The following is a 22,584-nucleotide window of genomic DNA, read 5'->3' as shown; positions in this document are numbered from 1 at the left end:
TACTCACTCCTTATACTGAATTATTGAATCCTGGCTAACAGGCTGTAGAATCAGCTCACAATCAATCTCTTGAAAATATATCAGCTGGTAGGTGGAACCATAATATTCCTCTTCGGACAAATCCGAACAATGAGCACGCAACTCGGATATGGTACTGCGGTTCACTTTTCCAAGTCGAGATAAAACTGTATCTAAAATCGAATCAGGGATATCTTGAGTTCCAATGCTCCGTAACAGAGCAAGGTTTTGCTGTAAGAATCCTGGCCGTATGTCATCTTCTGTCATCTGAATATACTTCCAGCCTCTTTCTTCGCAATATGCTAGACCTGCCAAAAATTTAATTTGGTTATCTTCGCGGTCTACAAATTTCATTGGTTTAACTTCAACTATGACGACCTGGTGTTCGTTGTTTATCACCTTAAAGTCAGGAAAATGTTCTCTTATTTTTCCGTTATAGAGATAAGTGATACGTACAGGCTGAGCATATATTTCTTCGATACCGAAATCGAAATCCGCCAACCTAATGTAATCCCTTTCTAAGAAGCTTTCCCACGGGACCATTTTACCCGTGGTTAGAAATGGCTCTTTTCCTCGGTATCCCTTAGTTTTCGGCTTTATTTTCCTTGCCGGTTGAAAAAACATAAACTACCTCCGAATTTAATATCTATAATATTCATCTTTCTCATGATTATAGAAAATATACCTTCAAAGAAATCTTCATCCATTTGTATATAAAAGCCCTGAGATGATATCTATGCAAAACAACTAACATACCTGCATAATTCCAAGTTTATTTAGATATATTGTTAACATGAACAGCTGCTTAAAAAAGAAGCCCTGAGCGATTGAAAATACTCTCGGCTTCTTTTTTTAAAAATTGGACTCACTTTAAAAGTTATCAGTTCATCCAATCTTCTGTAAGGTCAAGCACCCTTTTACAGACATCACATTCAACCTTTATGATTAATCCTAATCCCGACGGAATAAAAGTATATGCAAATTTAGCCCCGGACACATCTCTTGAGTTACATGAATCCCATTTCCCGATTTTTCTCTTCATTTCATCAGTAATTTCAAATACCATGATTTTGAACCTCACTTAACATGTATTAATTTTATGCTTTTTAATACTTTCCAAATGCAAGCTCACCAAATTCTTATGTAGATGGTTTACTTGGATTATTGCTTTTGAAGAGATCGGAGCACCATTGTATTTGAGAGCCCCTTCTCTTTTCATAAATATTGATTAATTGGTTCAGTACGAAAATTCTTTGAAGGGTATCAGTACAGAAAAAGTTGAGTTGCCGATAGTAATATTCTAAATCTTGTTGATAATGGTTTTGTGACGATTGGCATCTTTCATAAACCTCAAGCAATTGCTTATGCAGATTGTGTACACCCCTAAGCTCATCCATGATTATTGGACACCCCACTTATAACTTTATTAGTTACCACCATTCATCCAGCGTTGGGTGTATATATTTACAGCTTCTTCTGTGGACAATTGTTTCAAAAAATCCTCAAATTCAAAGATGATTGAAGCAACATTCAATGGATCACTATATCCAATCTTGTCAAAAGCTGCTATTAATGAACCAACTGCCTGTTCTAAAGTATAGGTCTTGAAAGTATGTGTCATTACTTCTCCTATTTTCAAATTTTCGAGGTTATAACAAACTCCATTACAGCGTTTGGTCATTAGCTCGAATTTTCGATATCCTTTCCTTTAAAGAATTAATGGCCTCAAAGTAAGTAGCCTTTATTTCTTCACAGACACATTCTTTGGTCTCTATGCTAGTTGCAACTTCAGCCGTCATAAAGTCAAATAACATTAATTCCTCTGGTTTTTCAGGATTGTAAAAAATCGGAATCTGCCAGGACCCCTGTACTGCAGCCAACTCAAACCACTGATGTCTAATCATATTGGCATTCGAATAAATCCTTCCATTGAACTCTAATCCACAACTAGAAACAGTGGCCAAACCTTGTAAAATTGTTGGCTCTTTCTTATCCATATTGATCACCTCATAATTAATTATTTCCACCATTTTCATTTTGATACTTATATAGATCAAAAACGAAAAATGATATGTTAACAGGCATGTATTGGAGATGAGGCATTGTTTACACTTACAAGAAGAGGTGTAGCAATGGAAACAGCATTACTAAAAAAGGTCGGACGGCGTGTTAGGGATCTAAGGAAACAAGCTGGATTATCTCAAGAACAATTGGGAGAGATTGCCGGCTTTCACTTTTCATATATCGGTGGAGTTGAACGAGCGGAAAAAAACATTACATTAGTGAATCTACAAAAGATAGCTGATGCTTTAAATGTTCCTATCATCGAATTGTTTGCTTACACATCACACAACAATCTCCAAGTGAACGAAAAAGATGAGTTACTTGAAATCATTATTGATGAGTTATCGTCATTTAAAAAAAGTGAGTTAAAGAAGGTAAAAGTATTTCTTGATGAATTTTTCTGATAAAAAAGCACCTGCGAGGTGCTTTTTAACTTTAATCAGTATCTTCTTTTGCAACTGCTGCCTCTAGACCATGCATATGATACAGTAAAATTTGATTAGGCTCAGTTAGGCTATACTGAATTGGGATACTCCATTCGCCGTGAATCTCGGCATGATTAAAACACTTCATTGTCGCCAATTTTGGACTGACAAAGGTTTTTCCTTCGTAATTCACCCCCTCGCGAGTAATTGTAGCTATACCGTGACTTACATCGTCTTGAGATTGCAGAGACTCCCCCAATTTTCCAAAGTAACTCAGCACTGTTTCCAGTTCACTTTTGTCTAATGTAACATCAAGGATGGAAGTCGCCCCGATGGGAGAAATTGGAGTTAGAACCTGATTAAGAATTAACAATATATATCCCAGAACGGTAATCCCATTTTTCCCTTTCATTTCAATGGCTTCACGTATTGGTATTCGATCAAATAACTTTTTAGATGAAAATTCTCCATGACATCTTTTGATTAACTCATTTACCTCGTCAATGATCAGCCATTTCTTATATTGATAAGATACCTCATTCAGAAGTCCAATCCTTACCATTTGGTTTACAGTTGTTATATTTAGCCCCATAACGATGGATGCCTTAAACTTTGATATATTTTTGGAGGATATGTCTTGTCCTAATTTTAATGCTGTTGTCTTTCGATATGCCTGTTTTTGAGCCCAGTAGTTAACAAATTCAGATCGTATGTTTTGATAAAAATCATCCTGGAGCATCTTCTCAAATTTAGTTTTAACTATTGTTTTTCTTGTTGGATCTGCAATATGATCGAATCGGTTCAGTGCCGATACGAAATTTGTTGGGAAATCCTTATACATATCTATGACTTTGGACAACCAATGACCCAAATTTTGTTTCTGGTTCTCAAGCCCTGAACTATGCCTGGTATTTCTCATTACGCCATTAGATCCTTGAAGTAAAAATAAACTATACTGGCTTAACGTCATAAAACGATCCATTTCCAACCTTCTACCGAATAATTCAATTGTTTTAAAGTCAATAAATAAATTTGCTAGCAATCGATGGTTGGCAAAGTTTCTTGATTCCTCATATAGGTTTTCCGTTACTTCCTTCATGAGGAGATTTCTACAGTAAGAGCATTCTCCTTTTATATAGGAAACCAAGTTAATGGAGTTGCTGCAGATGGGGCATGTTTTAATTAGATCTATCCTATGCTCTAGACAAACATTAATCACGCTTAAATTCCACACTTTTTGATGGTAAATGGTATCCGATTTAAAGCACATAGGACAAAATTGGATGCGATTTCTTAAGACCAATTTATTGAATGTACTTTCGTCCATTCGTTCTTTGAATAAGTTATCCGTCATTTGATGGAGTATTTTAGAATCTATCCCACTCAGTTTACTGATGCGATCGATACTCACCTCATGATATATATTTCGCTGGAATTCTCTCAAATTTCCATGAATCATCTTAAGAAGATAATTTTTTTCGGGGTACCCATTTATGAAGTTAGTTCTAAGGAGATAACCGGTTAAGCTCTCGTCTTTATAAGGATTGGGTCTTATTAAAAACATTTTCTTAATCCTCCCAAAGAAAGATTTTTATATAAGCCCGGTCTTAAACATCCCGATAATTAAAATTTCATCATCAATATCTGACACACTAACTGCGTAATTGATTTTTAAATGTTTCTTTACATCCATTTAAAATTATTAACGAATTTATATTTATTAATACTTTTTTTGATGATACTTTAATTATGAATTATATTAGAATAACAATCAGATAAAATAAAAAGCAGACTACTTGTCTGCTCAGGCTGTCGAGAAACCCCCTGTTTTTTGCAGGGGGTTTAAAATTGCCTTATTAGCTATAAAAATGGGGTTCTTAGATCGTTTTATATCCATTTTTGTTTTAAGAGATGAGTCTCCCCATATAAAAAACAGAGTGTCGAAAAGCCTCTGGACTTTCTCGACACTCTGAGCAGACTACTTGTCTGCTTTTTTATCGTAGTAATTAATTCCACCATTAAATGTAAAATTTCCTAAATAAGTATTTCAACAAACAAATTACTGTATTTATACGACTTCATCAAACGAAAAAGTAGAAATTTCTCTACTGTTAATTGCTATAGGACCAAGCCTATTAAAGCCAATACTTATTTTCATACTATCAAAACCACTAATTATGTCCTTTTGTCGTATATAAACTTTAACTGCACCTGGATTACAAATTATCCAAGCAGCTGTAGGACTATTCATAACGAGGCTTCCAGTATATTCTTTTGGTATACCCTTGTTCATACCAGATATATATCTAATATTTTTCACATCAGCTCTATTTAATTTTGAAGCTATGTCTCTACAAATCTCAAATTGAGACATGGCATCTGTAAAACGTTCACTCTCCCACAGCGCTACACCATGCCAATAATGCGCTTCTAATTTATAGTAATTTGCACTGGTTCGTTGAGCATCTATCAACAATGAGACAACATCTGACAAATTCCAGTCCTCACCTAAAATAAGTGATTTAGCCATTAAAACTTGCAACTCTGAATTAGATTTGTATAATTCAATTGCTTTTCTCGAAGCACTTCTAGCTGCTTCGATATTTTTATGCCTTAATTCCCATCTTATATAGTTAGCAAATAATGCAGCTGGTGGAGCTACACCACTTATAGCACGGATAAAGAAATCCCGCGCATCTTCCCCATGTCCTAAAGCTGCTTCTAATTTGCCTTTAGCCCTTAATAGAAAAGCCGTTGTTCCGCAACTTTCTAAAGCTCTTTGATAATCTGCTTCTGCACGTGCTAGTTCAGATAACTGAGCTTCTCTATTTTCTAGACATGCACTAAAATCAATCCTTGACTCAATTAAGCTTACCCAAGCGTAATCATTATCGAATGATTTTTTAGTCAAATCATCAAATTCACTTACTGCCTTAGAGAGGTAAGCACGCTTTTCAAACCCACTCGATAAACTTGCTCGTTTATTGTATAAGGTCCCAGTTGTATGTCTTACAGAAAGAGCATTACGTGTACCTTTTAAAGCACTTTTAAGGAGCCTTTCGGCACGCTCTAAAGATCCACCCTCATTTACTGAACGAATCTCCATTCTCGCTTCATGTTGTTCAATATATGCATCACTAGGATTAGCCTCCTTTAGTGCCTCAAATAGTCTTCTTCTAATATTAATATCTCCCAAATTATATATAAGCTCATCATTATTCATTAAACTTCTAAAAATATGCTTGTCGGATAGAAAGCCTAAATCAAGTCTTTCAATCAATTGGGTTAGTAAATCAATTCTTAAAGACTCAGGAAGTGAAAAGAATACGATTTGTGATACTATTGCATGGCGGGCAGTATATACATCATCTTTAAAATCAATCAAGCCTTCTAATGGAGCTAAGAAATCGTATAATTTACTGAGAGGCGTTTCTAAACTTCTCGCTAAGGTACTAGTACGTATTCCTTTGCCAAATGCATGTAAGCAACAAATATGCAAGTATGCTCTTTGTGCATTAGTATTCGGTATACTCTCATATTCCTCTAATATGAGTTCATCAAAATCTTTTCCTTCTGTTGCTTCACGAAGAGCTACTAATAATTGTCTGTCAGAGTATTCTTTGAATTTTACCAGTCTTTGTTCTTCTGTAAGATCCTTAAGGTTACCTAAGCAGTCAAAATCTTCAAGTTTGTTAATTATCTTCCCAATTTCTGTATCAGATAATTTTCCCATGGTCCAACTGTTTGTAAAAGTGTAGGATCTGCTAGAATAATAATTCCATTCATTTGCCCTATCAGCCATTACAATTGTTAGAGGTATACTTAACGCGTTACTATCTCTTCGAATTGTATCTAAATTTCCAATGAATTTTGAAGCTCTGTCTACGAATATAAAAATCCTTTTATTTGTCTCTTTGAAAATTTTTTGAATTATATCTAAATTAATTCTTCGTTCACCTTTATACCAAAATACTAATTGTTCAAAATCATTAGATAAATCAAAAGCCATTCTTCTTAAGAGTGTCGATTTTCCTGCTCCCGCTTCTGCAATCAAGCAATAGCTTGTTACTTGAGTATTAGTATTAATTGAAATAGAATCCTCTAAAAGTTCTAACATAATTTCATTATATAAATCTCTTTCCGCATCTACTTTATTATGTAAATCAATCCAATTTGCTTCAGAACCTTTATAAAATTTAAATGGATTTAATTTATCACCATATTGGTAGATAGGTAAAGAAAAATAAGTTAATATCTCAGGTATGTCGGTTAGAGTAATTGCTTCATATTGCTTAGAAATGGGAAATTTGAACTCTAATTTTTGACTATAGTCTCGATCTGACAATTCGTTATTTAAGTACTCAAGGAATTCATCAACATCAATATCAAGCAAAGTAACATTCTTACCATTCCATACCTTGTCGTGATGTTCTGTTTTTCCAGGAAATAATGCAAACCCTTCAGGTATATCTCCTCTCATTTGATCGTGGACTTCTGCTAAGATAGTTCGAAAATTCGGATCCTGACGACCATAACCTAGATAAAGAAATGGTTTATCATAGAGCTGGTCAGCTAATCTATTAAATAAACGTGCCCGATATTTTCTAAACTCTGCATAATCATCTGGAGTAATTATTAATTTACCTTCAATTGAATCTGCTTTTGATATACAACCATGCAGTTTATACAAGGGAACATCATTTTCACCTAAATCTATAGACTCATCTGAGGTATGATAAACCTTAAGATTCTGTATTGCATGTGGCTTTTTATAAGCACTTTCTACCAAAAGATCGTAATTGGTAGTGTAAATAGAGTTCCATTTAAAAGTACTAATTAAATTAAATGCATTTGAAGCAACAGCCCCCGTTAAAAGTTCGACAACATACCTATTTAGTTCTTTTCTCGAATAAGTAGCTTCAATTAGCTCAGCCACATCAGTTAAGTTGTCGGATTCAGGAATATCAAATCTATTACAAAGAAGTCGTGAAAGACTGTTCGCTAACGGAATAGCTCCCCCATTGCTCAATTTTCCATGGTAGTTGGCACCTGCACCTAAAAAAAGAACGACTTTTCCGGATTTTATTGCAGAAATTAATCTTTCTGGAACTTCCATATTATCCCTCCTGAATGTTTTAATCCATTATACCTTTTTTTAGGTCAAAAGGTATGGTGCCAACAAACATACTTTTCAATATATCCCTAAAAATGATCCAAATAATTTTCAGGCAAACAGTTTAATTCATTTCATGGTTGTCAACACTATGTATTGAGGTGATAACAATGGAGAGAAAAAATACCTGGTCAGTGGATGACGATAAACTTTTAACAGATTTAGTTTTAACTTGTATGAAAAACGGAGGAACACAAACCTATGCTTTTCAGGTGGCTGCAGTAGAATTAGGTCGAACAATAGCGGCATGCAGCTTTCGTTGGAATAGCACTCTTAAAAAGAAATATGAAAACTCAATAAGGGAGCTCAACCCGAAAATGATTCCCCAAGGGAAAGAAAATTCTACATTAATAACTAATGAACCCATTACACAAGAATTACCAAGCAATAAATTAATTAAAGAAATCTCGGACTATATCAATGAATTAGAAGAAAAAATTGAGCAGCAACAACAAGAAATCGAAAAGTTAAGAGAACAAACAAAAATTAATAGAGATAGACTTATTGCAAGCGATGATCTTCAAAAAATAATTAGTATCATCTCAAGTGCAAAGCAAAAGGGCTATTTAGGGCGAGCAAACTAATATTAATAAAAAAAAGCCGTATGGCTTCTTTTTTATTTGACAAATAAAAGGTATTCAATCTACTACTCGGCAAATTAATATATACGCAACAAAGGAACACGAAATACTATAGTCGAAATTATTTGTTTAGAGGTGACCAAAGTTGATAGAAGAATTAAGAATTGCCGCTGCCTATGCTCAAAAAGTTAGAATTAAATTACAGACAGGAGAAGTAGTAGAAGGTAAGGCCCAATTATCAGGGAATCCGAATCGGGCAAAAGTGCGCACTGACGATGGTCCATTATGGATATCCTATAATGAAATCAAAATTGTTGAACGCTTAATAAAGCTGAATTGATTAAGTGGGACCGCCTAATGGCGGTCTTTTTGATAACTTTTATATGCAAATTATTGTATATTTATTCATTTTCTCATTAATTGTGAAAATATTTCTCATCAATTATGAAAAAATTATCACTAATTATGACAACACACACCCCCTATTGACCTCTCCCCAATTCACGTCTATAATTAGTACCAGATACTAATACTTGATATCAACAAAAATGGCCTTAGTTTTTATATTTCCTAATATACACCCATCCCTCACACCCTAAAGAACTCATTTTTTTAAAAAAAGGAGCGATTGATCATGAACCTTTCAGTATCGACAGCCCGCATTACGGCTATTGGCAGCTATGTTCCAGAAAAAAAATTGACGAACGCGGATTTGGAGCAAATGGTGGATACGAGCGACGAGTGGATCGTCCAGCGGACCGGTATGCGGGAGCGGCGGATTGCCGGTGAGAACGAATACTCCTCCACAATGGCTTATAAAGCCGTGGAAGACTTGGTCAGCCGTTACGGTCAGGACTTGACCGACGTGGACTGCATCATCGTGTCGACGACGACGCCGGATTACGCTTTTCCGAGCGTGGCCTGCCAAATTCAAGGGTACTTTCACATCCCCAGCACTGCGGCATTTGACCTGAACGCCACCTGCGCTGGCTTCACCTATGCGCTGCATATGGCCAACGGCCTGATTACATCCGGTCTGCACCGGAAGGTCCTTGTAGTCGCGGCCGAGACGCTGTCCCGCGTAACGGATTATACGGATCGGTCGACCTGCATCCTGTTCGGCGATGGAGCCGCGGCCGTTCTGGTCGAGAAGGATGAGCAGCGCCCAAGCTTTATCGCGGCCCATCTGGGCACGAACGGCGAAGGCGGCATCCACGTCTATCGCACGAACCTTTCCAAAACGATGAATGGTGAGGATCTGCTAACGAGCGAGAAAATGGTCCAAAACGGACGGGAAGTCTACAAATGGGCGACGCGCACCGTGCCTCAGGGCGTAGAATCTTTGCTGGAGCAGGCGGGAATGACGGCCGGGGACGTGAATTGGTTCGTTCCGCACAGCGCCAATTTCCGCATGGTCGAATCCATCTGCGAAAAAGCCGGCATCCCCGTGGAGAAGACACTGACTAGCATGGAGTATTACGGCAACACGTCTTCGGTTTCGATCCCGTTGGCTCTCCAGCTTGGACTGGACGAAGGCAAGCTGCAGAACGGAGATACACTGCTGCTGTACGGATTCGGCGGCGGCTTGACCCACGCCGGACTGATCCTGAAATGGGATTTGGATGACCGCGGTTGATCAGCGGCAAAGTGTATGACGTAAATGTTTAAAAGGCTTCCGACCATGTCGGAGGCCCTTTTTTTCATAAATTCTTTAATGCATGAGCCTCTCTCCTGCTGCCTTTACGGCCAGCATTTTGCAAAGTACAATAAGAACAACTCATCGATCTGATGGATGCAACATTTCGACGCATTAAAAAAATCGATGATTAGGTCATAAACAGGTATACAACTACAATTAATTGCAATTTGAATACAATCCAACGACAAAGGTGGGAAAAGGATGAATCTGCACGCATTGCGCGTATTCGCGGAGGTGGCTAGTACGGGAAGCGTGACCCGGGCCGCCGGCAAGCTGCTGCTCAGCCAGCCCGCAGCCACCGCCCAGCTGCGGAATCTGGAGCAGGAGCTCGGGATGAAGCTGGTAACCTCCAAGGGGCGCTCCATCCAATTGACGCCAGCCGGCGAGCGGCTGGCTGCCCGGGCACGGCAGCTGTTTTCGCTGGAATACGAGATGGAGCGGGAAATGAACGCACTCAAAATCGGGCTCGAAGGCAGCCTCCGGATCTGCGCCACAGATCTGCCCGGCCGGACGGTGCTTCCCGCTTGGATCGTCCGCTTCAAGCAGCAGTATCCGAAGGTGCATGTCCAGTTGACCCGGGGCAGCTCCCGTATCGCAATGGAGCGGCTGCTCGACCATTCGGTGGACATCGCGCTCATCTGCGGCGAGGGTCCGAAGAATTCCAGTTTGGAATACATCACACTCATGGAAGATGAGCTGATCTTCATCGCCCACCCGGACCACCCCTTAGCGGGTGCCGCCACTACGCTCCAGGAGCTGATGGCAACCGCCTTTATCCTCCGGGAAGAAGGCAGCTATACCCGCAGGAAGCTCTTCTCCCTCTGCGATGCCTACGAAGTACCGAAGCCGCGAACCGGGATCTGCATTGAAGGGATGCATGAAACGATTGAAGCCGTCAAATCGGGATACGGCGTTTCTTTTGTGCCCTCCCTTGCGGTAGCCCGGGAGCTCAAATCCGGCGAGCTGGCGGAGGTGCGCGTTCCCGGGATGCGCGTCAAGGACCCGATCCGGCTGTACACCCGGATTGGCGAAGAGCCTCTGGCGCCGGCGGCTAACTTTATGGCCATGGTTGCACCGCCGCTATCCCAGGTCGGATCATAAATCATCAATTATTTTGATGATATTGCTTGATATATATATTGGATTTATACTCAAAATCTCATTATGCTGAAAGCACAGCACGTTCATGAAACCGCTGTGGAGAAGGCATGGATGAGATTTTTGTTTTTCTGACCGATATCCCAAAGGAGGCACAACCTATGACATCAACACTGTTCACAACATATCAAAGCGCGGTCAAAACCCGACTGGAAGAAATGAAACGCACGGCCGAAGCTGCCATCGGGCAGCTCGAGGATTCTGCCCTTGCTTGGGCCCCGGAACCCGGTTCCAACAGCATCACCGTGATCGTCAAGCACATGAGCGGGAATATGATTTCCCGATGGACCGAACCGTTTACCACCGACGGGGAGAAACCGGACCGAAATCGCGATGCGGAGTTCATTCATGAAGAGCTCGACCGCGCAGCCCTGCTGGATCGCTGGGAACATGGCTGGAGCCTGTTCCTGGGACAAATCGCCGCGCTCCGGGAGGAGCAGCTGCTGACGGAAATCACGATCAAAGGCCGGTCCGTCACCGTCATCGAGGCCATTGAAAAAAGCCTGTACCATAACGCATACCACATCGGCCAAATCATTTATATCGCCAAGCAGTACCGCAAGGATCAATGGGTCAGTTTATCGTGATCCGTGGGCGGCGGTGTCTTTCAAAACAGGGGCATGCTGGCATGCCTCCCTGTTCCTTTCCATACCGCACGAATTAAAGCAGCACATTCGCTAGGTGGGCATACCCGAAACATTTACGGTTACGGCGGCGCTTCCCGTGCTGTTTGGCGTATTTTTGTACCATCAAAGTTCATGACAATAATTGTCACTATTAAGCGATACAATGACAGCAAGAACACCCTCTCTAAAACCACGAAGAAGGAAAGGAGAAGTAAATATGAAACTTACTGCGTTGTTTTTTCTGATCATGTTTATGATAGGGACGGATACCTTCCTCATCTCCCCGATGATTCCAACGCTTCAGGACCTGTACGGCGTCCCCACGGGAATGTCCGGCTGGATGATGGGCTCCTACACGCTAGGCGCCGCGGTCTTCGCCTTGATTGCCGGCCCGCTCTCGGACGGTCTGGATCGGAAAAAGGTCATGCTGCTCGGACTGCTGGGCTTTGCGGTATCCACCGCGCTGTGCGGAATCGCCGCAGACTTCTGGATGATGTGCCTGTTCCGGCTCCTGGCCGGAATCAGCGCGGCTTTTACCGCACCGCAGGTTTGGGCTTCCATCCAAACGCTGCTGCCCGCAGAGAAAAAGGGTAAAGCGATGGGGCTTGCCTATGCAGGTCTCGCGGTATCCCAAGCGTTCGGCGTTCCGATCGGCAGCTGGCTGGCCGCAGCCCGCTGGTCCCTCCCCTTTTTCGCGATCGGAGCCCTGTCCCTGCTGCTTGCCGGCGCCGCCTTTTTCATCCTGCCTTCCATGAAGCCGCAATCGAATGCCGTTCCATCGCGGCAGGCCTTCTGGCGCAGATATGCACCTCTTCTCGGAAGCGGCAGGGCTAGAGGCGCTTTCCTGGCTTATTTCCTGATCCATCTGGGCAGCAATGCCGCGTTTGCGTTTTTGGGTAAATGGTCGGCGGAACGCTTTCACCTACCCGTTGACCAGATCGGCACGATTATGATTTTCCTCGGCGTGGGCAATTTGGCCGGCAGTCTCGTGAGCGGATATGTCAACAACCTGTGGACGCCGTCCAGGATCGTAGCCGCTGCGGTGCCGCTCCTGATGATCGGCTATGCCGCGCTCCCGCACCTGCCGTCTTTCATGGCCGCGTCGATTATGTATTTCGCTATCTTTTTCATCCTGGGCATTCTTTTTCCAATGATCATGGGCGTCCTGAACAACTTGAATCCGTCGCTGCGGGGGACGATTTCAAGCACGGCTACGGCGACCATGAACGCCGCCACGACAGTCGGCGCCTCCCTTGCGGGCCTGCTGTACGCCGGATCGGGAGGGTATGCGGCCGTCGGCCTGTTCTCAGCCTGCTGCTTCGCCGCGTCCCTGCTTATCTTTGGCACGAGCCGCGTGCTGGCGAAAGAGCCGGTACCGCAGGTGTAAAAAGCTATCCACGCACATTCTAAGCATCCATGCCCCTTTCAACGGAAGTTTTTCTTAAGTGACATAAGAAAATCCTTGTCTCTGAAGCTTATGCTCCCTTATATCTAAAAAAGCCCCGCCGACTCTGTCGGCGAGGCTTGCTTTCTTTTACAACGAAACCTAACAGCAAGGGTAGGAACAGGAAGCAAGGGCATAAATGAACCAATCCGTTCGTCCCAAGCTCGATGCTATGGATCAACCCATACCATGCCCTAGCCTCACGCCCCGGACAATGCTGGACTCGGCTGCTGGACGGTCACCCGGTATACGCCGGATCCAAGCTCCAGCTTCAGCACTCCAGCGTCGTCTTCCTTGGCGCTCAGTACACCCGATGCCTGATCCGCCGGCTGCCCATTGACCTGCGTTGTAGCGATCGAGGCGCCCGGCAGTTCAGCCTCAGCCGTCGTGTTCGGCGGAATTTCGAATTCGTAGGACGCCAGCGGGCTGTCCCCGTCCCCGTCCACGTCCGTCAAGCTCCATTCGCTCCGGATCGTGCCGTACATCGAATCCAGCGCAGCTTTGGCATAAGACAGCGCCGAGTCCGTCCGCGGACGAAGCCGGATCCGCTTGTAACCCGGTCCTTCAGCTTCATTCAAATCCAGCCCCGCCACGGCCCGGTACAGCCAGTCGCCGATGGCGCCGAAGGCGTAGTGGTTATACGAGTTCATGTCATCGCTCCAGAACGAGCCGTCCGGCTTGATCCCGTCCCAATGCTCCCAGATCGTGGTCGCCCCCTGCTTGACCGAATACAGCCAGGACGGATAATCCTCCTGCATCGCCAGCTTCACGGCCAGGTCGTGGTAGCCGTTCTCCGTCAGCACATGGCACAGGTACGGCGTACCGACGAATCCGGTGGTCAAATGGTGGTTCTGTTCCTTGACGTACTCCGCCAGCGTAGCAGCCATCCGGCGCTGAACCTCCCCTTCCACCAGCCCGAACATCAGCGGAAGGATCATCGCGGTCTGCGTATGCGCGGCCAGCCTTCCGCCTGGTGTGACGAACTCGTTCAGGAACGCTTCGGCCACACGTTCGTACAGCTGGCGGTAAGCGGCGGCATCCTCGGTACGCCCGAGAACCTCGGCAGTCTTTACGAACAAGGAAGTCGAATATGCATAGAAGCAGGTGGCGATCAAATCCCTTGGCGTCGCCCCGACGTAGCTGCCTTCCTTCGCGTCAAGCGCCAGCCAGTCGCCGAAATGAAACCCGGTATTCCACAAATATTCATTGTCCCCTTGGGCGCGGATATGGTCGACCCATGCCTTCATGCTGTCATATTGCTCCTCCAGAACCCGCTTATCGCCATAACAAAGATAGATCGTCCAAGGGCAAATGACGGCGGCATCTCCCCACGCTGCGGACGAGCAGGCGTTATCGTCGAGAACCTGCGGTATGACATGCGGCACGCCGCCATCCTCCCGCTGGTCGGCCTTCAGGTCGTGCAGCCACTTGGAGAAAAACGGTGCCACGCCGAAATTAAACGCGGCGGTCCGCACAAACACCTGAGCGTCCCCGGTCCATCCCAGCCGCTCATCGCGCTGCGGGCAATCGGTCGGAATGTCCAGGAAGTTGCCGCGCTGGCCCCACTCGATGTTATGCTGCAGCTGGTTCAACAGCTCATGCGAGCACTCGAACCGCCCAGTCTGCGGCATATCCGTGTGCATGACACGGCCTGTAAACCGGTCCGGATTCAGCGGCTCGGCATCCGGCCAGCCCTCGACCTTCACATAACGGAAGCCCTGGAAGGAGAAATGAGGCTCATACGTTTCCTCACCGCCGCCTTTGCAGATATACGTTACGGACTGCTTTGCCTTGCGGAGATTGCCCGTGTAAAAATTCCCGCGGCTGTCCAGCACCTCTGCGTGCTTTAGCGTAATCGCCGTTCCGGCCGGCAGGTTCAGGCGCATATGCATGCGGCCCACCATGTTCTGTCCCATATCGAGTACGGTATCCCCTTCAGGCGTCCGCAGAACTGTAACCGGTTTCAAATCTTGGATGACCCGCACCGGTTCATTTTCCTGCATGACGAGGATGTCCTTGGCGTGATCCAGCTTCACCATCCCTGTCCAGTCTGCATCATCAAACCCGGGCTGGCTCCAGCCGCCCGCCTCCAGCCGCGCATCATACGTTTCGCCGTGGTAAATTTCCGACATGCGTACCGGACCGGTCGACGCTTTCCAGGAAGGATCGCTTCCGATGATTTCTGTACTGCCGTCCGCATATTCAAGATGCAGCTGAAGCAGCAGCGCCCGCTGGTCACCATACAGGTTGCGATGGTTCTCCCAAGCCAAATTGCCCTTATACCATCCGTTGGCCAGCGCCGCACCGATGGCATTGTCAGCCCGGGATCGGATCAGGTCGGTGACGTCATAGGCCTGAACCTGCAGCCGGTGCCGGTAGCTGGTCCAGCCCGGTGTGAATGCCCAGTCGCCCACCCGCTCGCCGTTCAGCTCCAGCTCATAGAAGCCTAGGCTTGTCGCGTATATTCGTGCCTTTCGGACGTCTTTAGTCACATGGAACGCTTTGCGAAGAAGGAACTCTTCCTCCGCCTGGGGATCGATTCGTCCCGGTTCGGGCGTAATCCAGTCCGCACTCCAGTCCGCCGTCCGCAGCAGCCCCATTTCAAAATAGGACGTGTCGCTCCATTCCGACTCCTGCCCCTGCTGGTCCCACACTTTGACGCGCCAGCTGCAGCATTGTCCGGATTGAAGCGCGGCACCCGCATATTCGACAAGCACCGATTCGTCCGAGTCCACGACGCCCGTGTCCCAGATCAGATGATCCCCGGCAAAATCCCCTTCCTCTCCCGCCACCTGAAGATGATAAGCCGACTGCAGCACATGCATCCGGCCGGACGTGAGCAGCCAGCTGAAGCGGGGACGCTCCGTGCCGAGCCCAAGCGGCTCACTGCGGTATTCGCAGGTCAATTTCGTAATGCCTAGCGTTGACATAGACTTCCCTCCCGTTTTTTGCGTTGGATGCTAACCAGGGTCTTTGGCCATGTGTTTCAAGAAAACGTCTATCGACGTACCTTCAAAGAAGACAGACCGCATTCAAAGGTAATTTTTCTTGCAATATCAGGATGTAATGCCTCTGGTGTTTATACTTGCTGATATTATAAGAAAAACGTCAATCGACGTACCTTCAAAGAAGACAGACCGCGTTTAAAGGTATTTTTTCTTGCAAATCAGGAAGCTATGGCTCTGGTGTTTATACTTGCTGATATTATAAGAAAAACCTCAATCGATGTACCTTCACAGAAGACAGACCGCGTTTAAAGGTAATTTTTCTTGCAATATCAGGATGCCGTGGCTCTGGTTTTTATACTTGCTGATATTATAAAAAAGGCTGCTTGGCGATACAGGCGGTGATCTGGACGAAAATATAGGCTGATCTGGACTTATCGCGAATGATCAACTAGGATAGGAGCAAAGGTTGATTTTCAGAAAATCCACCATCGAGGGGTGAAGGCAAGTGAGCATAAAACGAAGCCAGGCCTTGCTGCGGATGGAATACTTTTTTGAGCCCGGTGTGCCCTTCTACGTCAACCGCGTGTCCGAATCGTTCGACATGCTGGAACACTCGCACGAGTTTGTGGAGCTGACCTATGTCAGCGAAGGGTCGGGCGTCCATTATATCGGCGGAGAAGCCTGGCCGGCCGAGCAGGGCAGCCTGTTTCTCATCCCGGTCGGACTCTCGCATGTGTTCCGGCCGAAAACCCCGCGGAAGGACCGGCAGCTGGTCGTGTACAACTGCATCTTTCCGGCCGATTATCTCCGGGAGCTTGAAGCTGCTTTTCCGCGCGATCGGGAGGTGTTCGCCGCCTTTCTGGATCCGGCTATGCCCTGGCTGGAAATTAAAGATCAGAGCGGCGAATACCACGCTTTGTTCCGTGAGCTTTACCGGGAATATGCCGGCCGAAGCCCCGGCTGGCTGCTGCTGCTGGCCTCGCTGCTGGTCCGCGTGCTAACCGGCCTGTACCGGCACCGGCTGCAGCTGGATCCGCAAGCCGTCAGGCGCCAAGGCTCGCTGACGATCGACGAATCGATCGCTTATATGGAGCGTCACTTCGCCTCCGATTTGCGGCTGGGCGAGCTGGCGGCGCAGGCCAGCCTCAGCCCGAGGCATTTCAGCCGGCTGTTCACCCGCCAGACGGGAATGAGCTTCACCGCCTATTTGCAGGGTATCCGCATGGACGCCGCCTGCCGCATGCTGATCGAAAGCGACGGCAGTGTGAGCGAAATCGCCGCCCGGGCCGGGTACAGCGATTTGAAGTTTTTTCACCGGCTGTTCAAGCAAAAAACCGGCCTCACGCCCAGGCAGTACAGGCAGCGGAGAAAGGGCTGAGAGACGGGTGTCAACTGGAATTCATTGAATAGTTAGCAGAGGCCCCGTACCTCCCTTTTCAAAACGTTATTACCGTAACATTCCAGGGTACAAAAAAGCCTCCTCAAGAGAGGGGGCTGAAGTACTTCATTAACCTTTTACTTTTATTTTCCTCCGGTAACCCGAATCAATTCGCCGTTAATATTCCCGTTTGCCTCAGACCCGAGAAAGACGACCAGGTTCGCGATATCCTCAGGTGCGCTATGTTTGCGCGTAGGCACGTTCTCCCGCTCCTTCTCGATCATCTCCGCCGGAAAAATCGCCAGGGCTTTCTCCGTCATCGTCCAGCCCGGCATCACCACATTCGTCAGGATTCCGGCGGGTCCCAGCTCTTTGGACAACGTCGCCGTCAAACCGTGCAGACCGGCCTTGGCCGCTGTATACGCCCCGCCTCCAGCCATGCCGTCCTCAGCCAGCTCCGAAGAGATATTGATGATCCTTCCCCAGCCGGATGTCCGCATCAATGGCAGCACTTTCTGAATGGTATAGTAGTATCCCTCAAGATTTGCGCGTATGGTTTGTCTCCAACCGCTTGCATCCGTGTCTTCAAAGGCCAGGCCCATGACGCTGCGGTCTCCCCACAGGACAGCATTGTTAACGAGTACCTGAATACCTCCCCACCTCTCGGCAATCTGATGTACGGCTTGATCCATGGAACGGTCGTCCGTTAAATCATAATGGACTGCAATGGCCTCTGCGCCATGGCTTCTGATTTTCTCTGCCGTACGTTCCGCCGCTTCCCGCCCGCTCGCATACGTAACGGCAACCTTGGCCCCTTCCATACCGAATTTTTCAGCCGTCGCCGCTCCGATTCCGCTTGAGCTTCCAGTGATGACTACAACCTTGTCTCTAAGTCCCAGATCCATCCCGATCTCTCCTTTATAAATGAAAATGAATCATAAATTGAGCTGTATTTTATTTAGTTACTTAAATATTTAGTTATCCTAAATATATACCCAAAAGAAAAACGTCACGAATCACGATGCGTGCTTGCATCCCCGATTCTCCGACGCTTCCTGCCGGCTGTCCTTGATGGCAACCGCCAGGATACCTCTGATGCCTCCGCTGCTCTGCTACCTCTGTTATCCCCGCTACCTTCGCTCTCCGCTACCTCTGTTATCCCTGCTACCTTCGCTGCTCTGCTACCTCTGTTATCCCTGCTACCTTCGCTGCTCTGCTACCACTGTTATCCCTGCTACCTCCGCTATCTTCGATACCTTCGCTTATTCCGAATCATTCTCAATAAATAATGAATGCAAGTCTTTCCCCCGATCCTCTCCTCCTTCCATCACGCCGCTGTGGATCTTTCTCAGCCAAACAAGCATCAATGCGCTCTCCTCCGGGGTCAGCTGCTGTTGGATTCGTTCTTCGATGTCCTCCACGATACCGCCGCAAACCTGTTCTAACGACCGGCCGGCGTCCGTAAGAAATATACGCTTCACCCTGGCATCCTCTGCATCCTGTTTACGGATAACCCAGCCTCCCTTGACCAGCGGATCCAGCAGGTTGGTCAGCGAAGCTGGCCGAATCCGAAGCCGCTCATGCAGCTCTTTCTGGGTCAGCCCATCCCCGACGTTCCACAGCTGGACAAGGACCCCAACCTGCGAAGTGGTAATGCCATATTGGGCCAACCGCTGATCGTAAAGCCTGCTGGTCTCCCGGAAAATTAGTTTGATCCAGTACCCGATATTGTTTTGATATGAGTGCGACATTTATTTAGTCTCCCTAAAAATATATTAAACTCATCGTCGTCTGTCAATATTTCTATAATACACCAACAGTTTAGCACAAACAGGCGGTTCAGACACAACCATGCAGGTCTCATTTCGCGGTGACGATCCTGCGCCTTTTTAAATGCCTCCCCAAACAATCCGATCCAGTTTCCTTAAAATGATATTACCGTTCATTCGCCCCGGACCCGCAAAAGACGACCTGGTTTCACGTGGCCATCTCCCTTCATTTCTCCCCTAACACCCGACTGTATTTTGGAAACGGAATGGTCTAGAATGGCATGTAGACTTACATTTCCGTGAACTATCGCTTATGGCTGTTCCACCCGCAGCTTAACACAGCATCTTCAGAGTTCACCCATCATTCCAAAGGAGAAACGCCTGCCATGACGATCCAATCCGTTTTCCGCCGGGCCAACCAAATCTGCAACCGCGAACTGACCCGGCTGGAGGAAGCCGGCCTGTCCATCGCCATTATGTATTGGGGGTTTATGCCCACGCACTATGATAATTCCATGCACCGCCACTCCTTCTTTGAAGCCTGTTACGTTGTGAACGGCGAAGGCGCATACATCGAACAAGGCAAAGAATACCCGCTGAAGAAAGGCACCGCCTTCCTGTCGCTGCCCGGCGTCTGGCACCAGATCCAAAGCGAGACCGGTCTTACGCTCGTCTATGCCGCTTTTGAGGTGGATGAAAAGCATACCGGGAGCCCATACCTGGAGGCTTACCGGCACTTGGCCGAGCATGGGCAGCCGGTGGTGGATGGTGCGGATGAGCAGCCCGCCGGGCATTTGTGGGATGCGCTCATCTCTATGTTTCAGACTCCAAAACCGGCCCTCCAACCGGTACTCAGCCACGTCTCGATGTCACTGATGCTGTCCATCCTCTCCCTACACGGAACACAACAGCAGGATACGCCGGACGCCGGCACGGATGTGGCAGCCGCCGAAGAGAACTCTCTGTTCCGGCAGGTCAAGCTGTTCATTGACGACAACCTGGGCGAAGAGCTGACACTCGCCTTGGTTGCCGGGCACCTGCATATTTCCTCCCGCCATTTAACGAGGTTGTTTCAGGCCAACCTGAGCCAATCGTTCGTCCATTATATTCAGGAACGCCGGGTGCGCCGGGCTTCCCAGCTGCTGCTTCAGAGCGACCTGCCCGTCAAGGACATTGCATCGCAGTGCGGTTTTCAGTCGGTCCATTATTTCACACGAATATTTACCCGCCGGCTCGGTGTATCCCCCGCGAAATTCAGACGTTCCCAGTTCACCGAAGGGCGTTCGGGCAAAGAACATTTCCCTCCGAACATGTCCTGATTGTACAAAAGCTGTTCTGGATCGTTTAAAGACGCTCCCTCTCTCTCGTCTTACAATGTTACACATAACGACAGACAAGAGGGAGGAAGCACCCATGACTGCATCAGTACCCCCATCCTTTAATCCGTTACCCGTCAATTCCATTCCCGTTCACAGCCTCGAGGAACCTTCTCTTATTCTGGACGGCTTCTCTAAAGATTACGATACCTTAGTGGCCCGGCTGACCTCCATGTACAAAAATCACGGCGGAGAGGCTTTTGTCGTCGCGATCGATGCGGCGAACGGGGCCCAGTACGGCCGCTGGATGAACCGGCTCCGCACTTACTGCGAGGAAGAGGACGTTCCCTGGATCGGAATCGATACTGCCCGTTATATGAAGAAACCGGAGGATCTTCTGCGGCAGTTTCATCCCTATCTGACCGATAACCGCGCGTTTGGCAGAATCGCCGCCGACGTTTCGGAAGACGGCTATTTTCAGGAAGGAGCCGGGAAAAAGTGGCTCCAGGACGTTCAGCAGAAGCTGAAAATCTGCAGCGAAGCGGTCAAAGCCGGCGAAACTCCGATTCCGATGGTCGTGACCGCCGGTCCCGGGGCGCTCTTCCTCTGCCCCTCTCCGGATGTTTCCGTCTACTGCGACCTGTCCAGGGAGTATCAGCAGAAGCTCCACCGGATGGGCATGGGCAGTCTTGGCCTAGGCGAAAGCGCCGATCCGGTGGAGACATACAAACAGGCCCTGTTCCTGGAATGGCCCGTGTGGGAGAACTATCGGAATCGGCATCTGTATGATTTCGATGTGTATATCGATATGAATCAGCCGGAATCGCCGGCCTGGGCTACCCTCCCGGCGCTCAGGGAGCTGCTGGCCGCCGCCGCCCGACGCCCGTTTCGGGTCAAGCCGTTCTTCGCGCCAGGCATATGGGGCGGGCAGTACCTGAAGGAGCTGTGCGGACTGCCTGAAGATTGGCGCAACTGCGCCTGGGCATTCGAGCCGATCGCCCCGGAGAATACGCTGTTGATCGAAGCAAATGGCAGCGTCATCGAAGTGCCGTTTCCGCTCCTGCTTACCTCCCACCCGGAGGAAATCATGGGAGGGCGCAACGTGGAGCTGTTCGGGGATTATTTTCCGATCCGCTTCGATTACCTGGATACGATCGACGGCGACAACTTGTCGCTGCAGGTCCATCCGCAGCAGGCATACATCGAGCGGACGTTCAACGAAACGATGACGCAGCAGGAATCCTATTACATTATGGAGCAAAAGCCGGGGTCCTCCCCCATCGTCGCCTTGGGCTTCCGGGAGGGAACGGGCGGCAGCGACCTGCTTCAGGCGGTGGATCAGGCTCATGAGACGCGACAGCCGCTGGACATCGGTCAGTATGTTAACGTATGGGAATCCCGCAAAGGGGATCTTTTTCTGATCCCGCCGGGCGCCGTCCATTTTTCCGGCAGGGACAATCTCGTGCTCGAAATATCGTCCACCACCTGGTGGTTTACCTTTAAAATTTACGATCACCTCCGCCTTGACCAGGACGGCCTGCCCCGTCCGATCAACCGGGACCATGCGGAGCAGAACATGATCGACACTTTCGACACCACGTATGTCCGGGAGCATCTGATCGCACAGCCGAAGATCAGCCGCGTGCAGGGAAACAGCACCGAGGAGCTGCTCGGCGAGCGGGACGACCTGCTGTTCCAGGTCAAGCGGCTGCGTCTGGACGGACCGTGGGAGGATCATACCGAAGGCGGTTTTGTCATGTACAACCTGGTCGAGGGGCAGCGCGTCCGTCTGATTCCGGAACGCGATGAGGAAGCCGCCGTGGAATGGGGGTATGCAGAAGCCTACATCGTTCCCGCCTCGATCGGCGGTTACCGGCTCGAGCCGGTTGGCCCCGGGCCCTGCACCTTGGTCCGTGCCCAGGTTTCGCCGGGCTGGAATACGCCGCTCCTTCCGCACCACTGGAAGCCCGGTGAGCGGGCATGAG

The 22,584-nt window shown here is 47.5% G+C and carries 18 protein-coding genes and 1 pseudogene; 10 read left to right on the top strand and 9 right to left on the bottom strand.

The genetic code is table 11. The features are described from left to right. Positions 1-3 precede the first annotated feature (3 nt). From C7820_RS20590 to C7820_RS20575, 3 genes are all read right to left on the bottom strand, one after another. On the bottom strand, positions 4-642 hold the full coding sequence (locus C7820_RS20590) for a TnsA endonuclease N-terminal domain-containing protein (RefSeq protein ID WP_116232568.1): 639 nt from the start codon (positions 640-642) through the stop codon (positions 4-6). Positions 643-1,444: 802 nt separating this feature from the next. Next, positions 1,445-1,639: a hypothetical protein gene (locus tag C7820_RS20580; RefSeq protein ID WP_116232566.1), complete on the bottom strand. Its 195-nt coding sequence runs from the start codon at positions 1,637-1,639 to the stop codon at positions 1,445-1,447. Positions 1,640-1,682: 43 nt separating this feature from the next. Beyond that, positions 1,683-2,015 carry a hypothetical protein gene (locus tag C7820_RS20575; RefSeq protein WP_116232565.1) on the bottom strand — a complete coding sequence of 111 codons (333 nt, stop codon included), beginning with the start codon at positions 2,013-2,015 and terminating at the stop codon, positions 1,683-1,685. A gap of 135 nt (positions 2,016-2,150) precedes the next feature. Here C7820_RS20575 and C7820_RS20570 point away from each other — a divergent pair, with 135 nt between their 5' ends. Then, complete coding sequence (locus tag C7820_RS20570) at positions 2,151-2,486, top strand: helix-turn-helix domain-containing protein (RefSeq protein WP_094595766.1); 336 nt, start codon at positions 2,151-2,153, stop codon at positions 2,484-2,486. A gap of 31 nt (positions 2,487-2,517) precedes the next feature. On the opposite strand, the gene C7820_RS20565 is transcribed toward C7820_RS20570, so the two are convergent. The 3 genes and pseudogenes from C7820_RS20565 to C7820_RS20560 form a co-directional block, all read right to left on the bottom strand. Next, entirely contained in the window at positions 2,518-3,606 is a 1,089-nt protein-coding gene (locus tag C7820_RS20565; protein ID WP_258875315.1) for a hypothetical protein, read from the bottom strand. 96 nt (positions 3,607-3,702) lie between these two features. Continuing rightward, positions 3,703-4,071: pseudogene (locus tag C7820_RS34115) on the bottom strand (TniQ family protein); the annotation flags it as partial. Positions 4,072-4,575: 504 nt separating this feature from the next. Then, positions 4,576-7,623 carry an SIR2 family NAD-dependent protein deacylase gene (locus tag C7820_RS20560; RefSeq protein WP_116232563.1) on the bottom strand — a complete coding sequence of 1,016 codons (3,048 nt, stop codon included), beginning with the start codon at positions 7,621-7,623 and terminating at the stop codon, positions 4,576-4,578. A 167-nt stretch (positions 7,624-7,790) separates the two neighbouring features. Between C7820_RS20560 and C7820_RS20555 the strand changes: the two genes are divergently transcribed. The 6 genes from C7820_RS20555 to C7820_RS20535 all read left to right on the top strand — a co-directional run bounded on the left by C7820_RS20555 (position 7,791) and on the right by C7820_RS20535 (position 13,131). Then, entirely contained in the window at positions 7,791-8,264 is a 474-nt protein-coding gene (locus C7820_RS20555) for a hypothetical protein (RefSeq protein WP_116232562.1), read from the top strand. Positions 8,265-8,406: 142 nt separating this feature from the next. After that, a complete protein-coding gene (locus C7820_RS33325; protein WP_147306288.1) occupies positions 8,407-8,601 on the top strand; it encodes a hypothetical protein in 195 nt (64 codons plus the stop codon). A gap of 294 nt (positions 8,602-8,895) precedes the next feature. Next, a complete protein-coding gene (locus C7820_RS20550; protein ID WP_116232561.1) occupies positions 8,896-9,897 on the top strand; it encodes a ketoacyl-ACP synthase III in 1,002 nt (333 codons plus the stop codon). A 264-nt stretch (positions 9,898-10,161) separates the two neighbouring features. After that, on the top strand, positions 10,162-11,061 hold the full coding sequence (locus tag C7820_RS20545; protein WP_116232560.1) for a LysR family transcriptional regulator: 900 nt from the start codon (positions 10,162-10,164) through the stop codon (positions 11,059-11,061). A 158-nt stretch (positions 11,062-11,219) separates the two neighbouring features. Next, the gene (locus C7820_RS20540) at positions 11,220-11,705 is read left to right on the top strand and encodes a DUF1572 family protein (RefSeq protein ID WP_076169118.1); all 486 of its coding nucleotides are present in this window, start codon (positions 11,220-11,222) and stop codon (positions 11,703-11,705) included. 256 nt (positions 11,706-11,961) lie between these two features. Beyond that, on the top strand, positions 11,962-13,131 hold the full coding sequence (locus tag C7820_RS20535) for an MFS transporter (RefSeq protein WP_116232559.1): 1,170 nt from the start codon (positions 11,962-11,964) through the stop codon (positions 13,129-13,131). Positions 13,132-13,388: 257 nt separating this feature from the next. On the opposite strand, the gene C7820_RS20530 is transcribed toward C7820_RS20535, so the two are convergent. Then, entirely contained in the window at positions 13,389-16,118 is a 2,730-nt protein-coding gene (locus tag C7820_RS20530; protein ID WP_116232558.1) for an alpha-L-rhamnosidase, read from the bottom strand. Between the two features lie 523 nt (positions 16,119-16,641). Between C7820_RS20530 and C7820_RS20525 the strand changes: the two genes are divergently transcribed. After that, the gene (locus C7820_RS20525) at positions 16,642-17,514 is read left to right on the top strand and encodes an AraC family transcriptional regulator (RefSeq protein ID WP_116232557.1); all 873 of its coding nucleotides are present in this window, start codon (positions 16,642-16,644) and stop codon (positions 17,512-17,514) included. Positions 17,515-17,657: 143 nt separating this feature from the next. On the opposite strand, the gene C7820_RS20520 is transcribed toward C7820_RS20525, so the two are convergent. Both C7820_RS20520 and C7820_RS20515 read right to left on the bottom strand, forming a co-directional pair. Continuing rightward, positions 17,658-18,419 carry an SDR family NAD(P)-dependent oxidoreductase gene (locus C7820_RS20520; protein WP_116232556.1) on the bottom strand — a complete coding sequence of 254 codons (762 nt, stop codon included), beginning with the start codon at positions 18,417-18,419 and terminating at the stop codon, positions 17,658-17,660. Positions 18,420-18,776: 357 nt separating this feature from the next. Beyond that, positions 18,777-19,265, bottom strand: a complete 489-nt coding sequence (locus C7820_RS20515; protein WP_116232555.1) for a MarR family winged helix-turn-helix transcriptional regulator — start codon at positions 19,263-19,265, stop codon at positions 18,777-18,779. A 404-nt stretch (positions 19,266-19,669) separates the two neighbouring features. Here C7820_RS20515 and C7820_RS20510 point away from each other — a divergent pair, with 404 nt between their 5' ends. Beyond that, positions 19,670-20,602 carry an AraC family transcriptional regulator gene (locus C7820_RS20510; protein ID WP_116232554.1) on the top strand — a complete coding sequence of 311 codons (933 nt, stop codon included), beginning with the start codon at positions 19,670-19,672 and terminating at the stop codon, positions 20,600-20,602. Between the two features lie 94 nt (positions 20,603-20,696). Then, a complete protein-coding gene (locus tag C7820_RS20505; RefSeq protein WP_076169133.1) occupies positions 20,697-22,583 on the top strand; it encodes a class I mannose-6-phosphate isomerase in 1,887 nt (628 codons plus the stop codon). Position 22,584 lies beyond the last annotated feature (1 nt).

Origin of the sequence: Paenibacillus sp. VMFN-D1 (assembly GCF_003386155.1) — a bacterium.
In the GTDB taxonomy this organism is placed as follows: domain Bacteria; phylum Bacillota; class Bacilli; order Paenibacillales; family Paenibacillaceae; genus Paenibacillus_AQ; species Paenibacillus_AQ favisporus.
Note: the sequence above shows the minus strand (reverse complement) of the source record. Positions and strands in the feature narration are given on the sequence as shown.

Excerpts from the sequence above, each read along its gene's own strand:
- C7820_RS20590 (WP_116232568.1), bottom strand. The coding sequence starts at position 642 with ATGTTTTTTCAACCGGCAAGGAAAATAAAGCCGAAAACTAAGGGATAC.
- C7820_RS20580 (WP_116232566.1), bottom strand. The coding sequence starts at position 1,639 with ATGACACATACTTTCAAGACCTATACTTTAGAACAGGCAGTTGGTTCA.
- C7820_RS20575 (WP_116232565.1), bottom strand. The coding sequence starts at position 2,015 with ATGGATAAGAAAGAGCCAACAATTTTACAAGGTTTGGCCACTGTTTCT.
- C7820_RS20570 (WP_094595766.1), top strand. The coding sequence starts at position 2,151 with ATGGAAACAGCATTACTAAAAAAGGTCGGACGGCGTGTTAGGGATCTA.
- C7820_RS20565 (WP_258875315.1), bottom strand. The coding sequence starts at position 3,606 with ATGAAGGAAGTAACGGAAAACCTATATGAGGAATCAAGAAACTTTGCC.
- C7820_RS20560 (WP_116232563.1), bottom strand. The coding sequence starts at position 7,623 with ATGGAAGTTCCAGAAAGATTAATTTCTGCAATAAAATCCGGAAAAGTC.
- C7820_RS20555 (WP_116232562.1), top strand. The coding sequence starts at position 7,791 with ATGGAGAGAAAAAATACCTGGTCAGTGGATGACGATAAACTTTTAACA.
- C7820_RS20550 (WP_116232561.1), top strand. The coding sequence starts at position 8,896 with ATGAACCTTTCAGTATCGACAGCCCGCATTACGGCTATTGGCAGCTAT.
- C7820_RS20545 (WP_116232560.1), top strand. The coding sequence starts at position 10,162 with ATGAATCTGCACGCATTGCGCGTATTCGCGGAGGTGGCTAGTACGGGA.
- C7820_RS20540 (WP_076169118.1), top strand. The coding sequence starts at position 11,220 with ATGACATCAACACTGTTCACAACATATCAAAGCGCGGTCAAAACCCGA.
- C7820_RS20535 (WP_116232559.1), top strand. The coding sequence starts at position 11,962 with ATGAAACTTACTGCGTTGTTTTTTCTGATCATGTTTATGATAGGGACG.
- C7820_RS20530 (WP_116232558.1), bottom strand. The coding sequence starts at position 16,118 with ATGTCAACGCTAGGCATTACGAAATTGACCTGCGAATACCGCAGTGAG.
- C7820_RS20520 (WP_116232556.1), bottom strand. The coding sequence starts at position 18,419 with ATGGATCTGGGACTTAGAGACAAGGTTGTAGTCATCACTGGAAGCTCA.
- C7820_RS20515 (WP_116232555.1), bottom strand. The coding sequence starts at position 19,265 with ATGTCGCACTCATATCAAAACAATATCGGGTACTGGATCAAACTAATT.
- C7820_RS20510 (WP_116232554.1), top strand. The coding sequence starts at position 19,670 with ATGACGATCCAATCCGTTTTCCGCCGGGCCAACCAAATCTGCAACCGC.
- C7820_RS20505 (WP_076169133.1), top strand. The coding sequence starts at position 20,697 with ATGACTGCATCAGTACCCCCATCCTTTAATCCGTTACCCGTCAATTCC.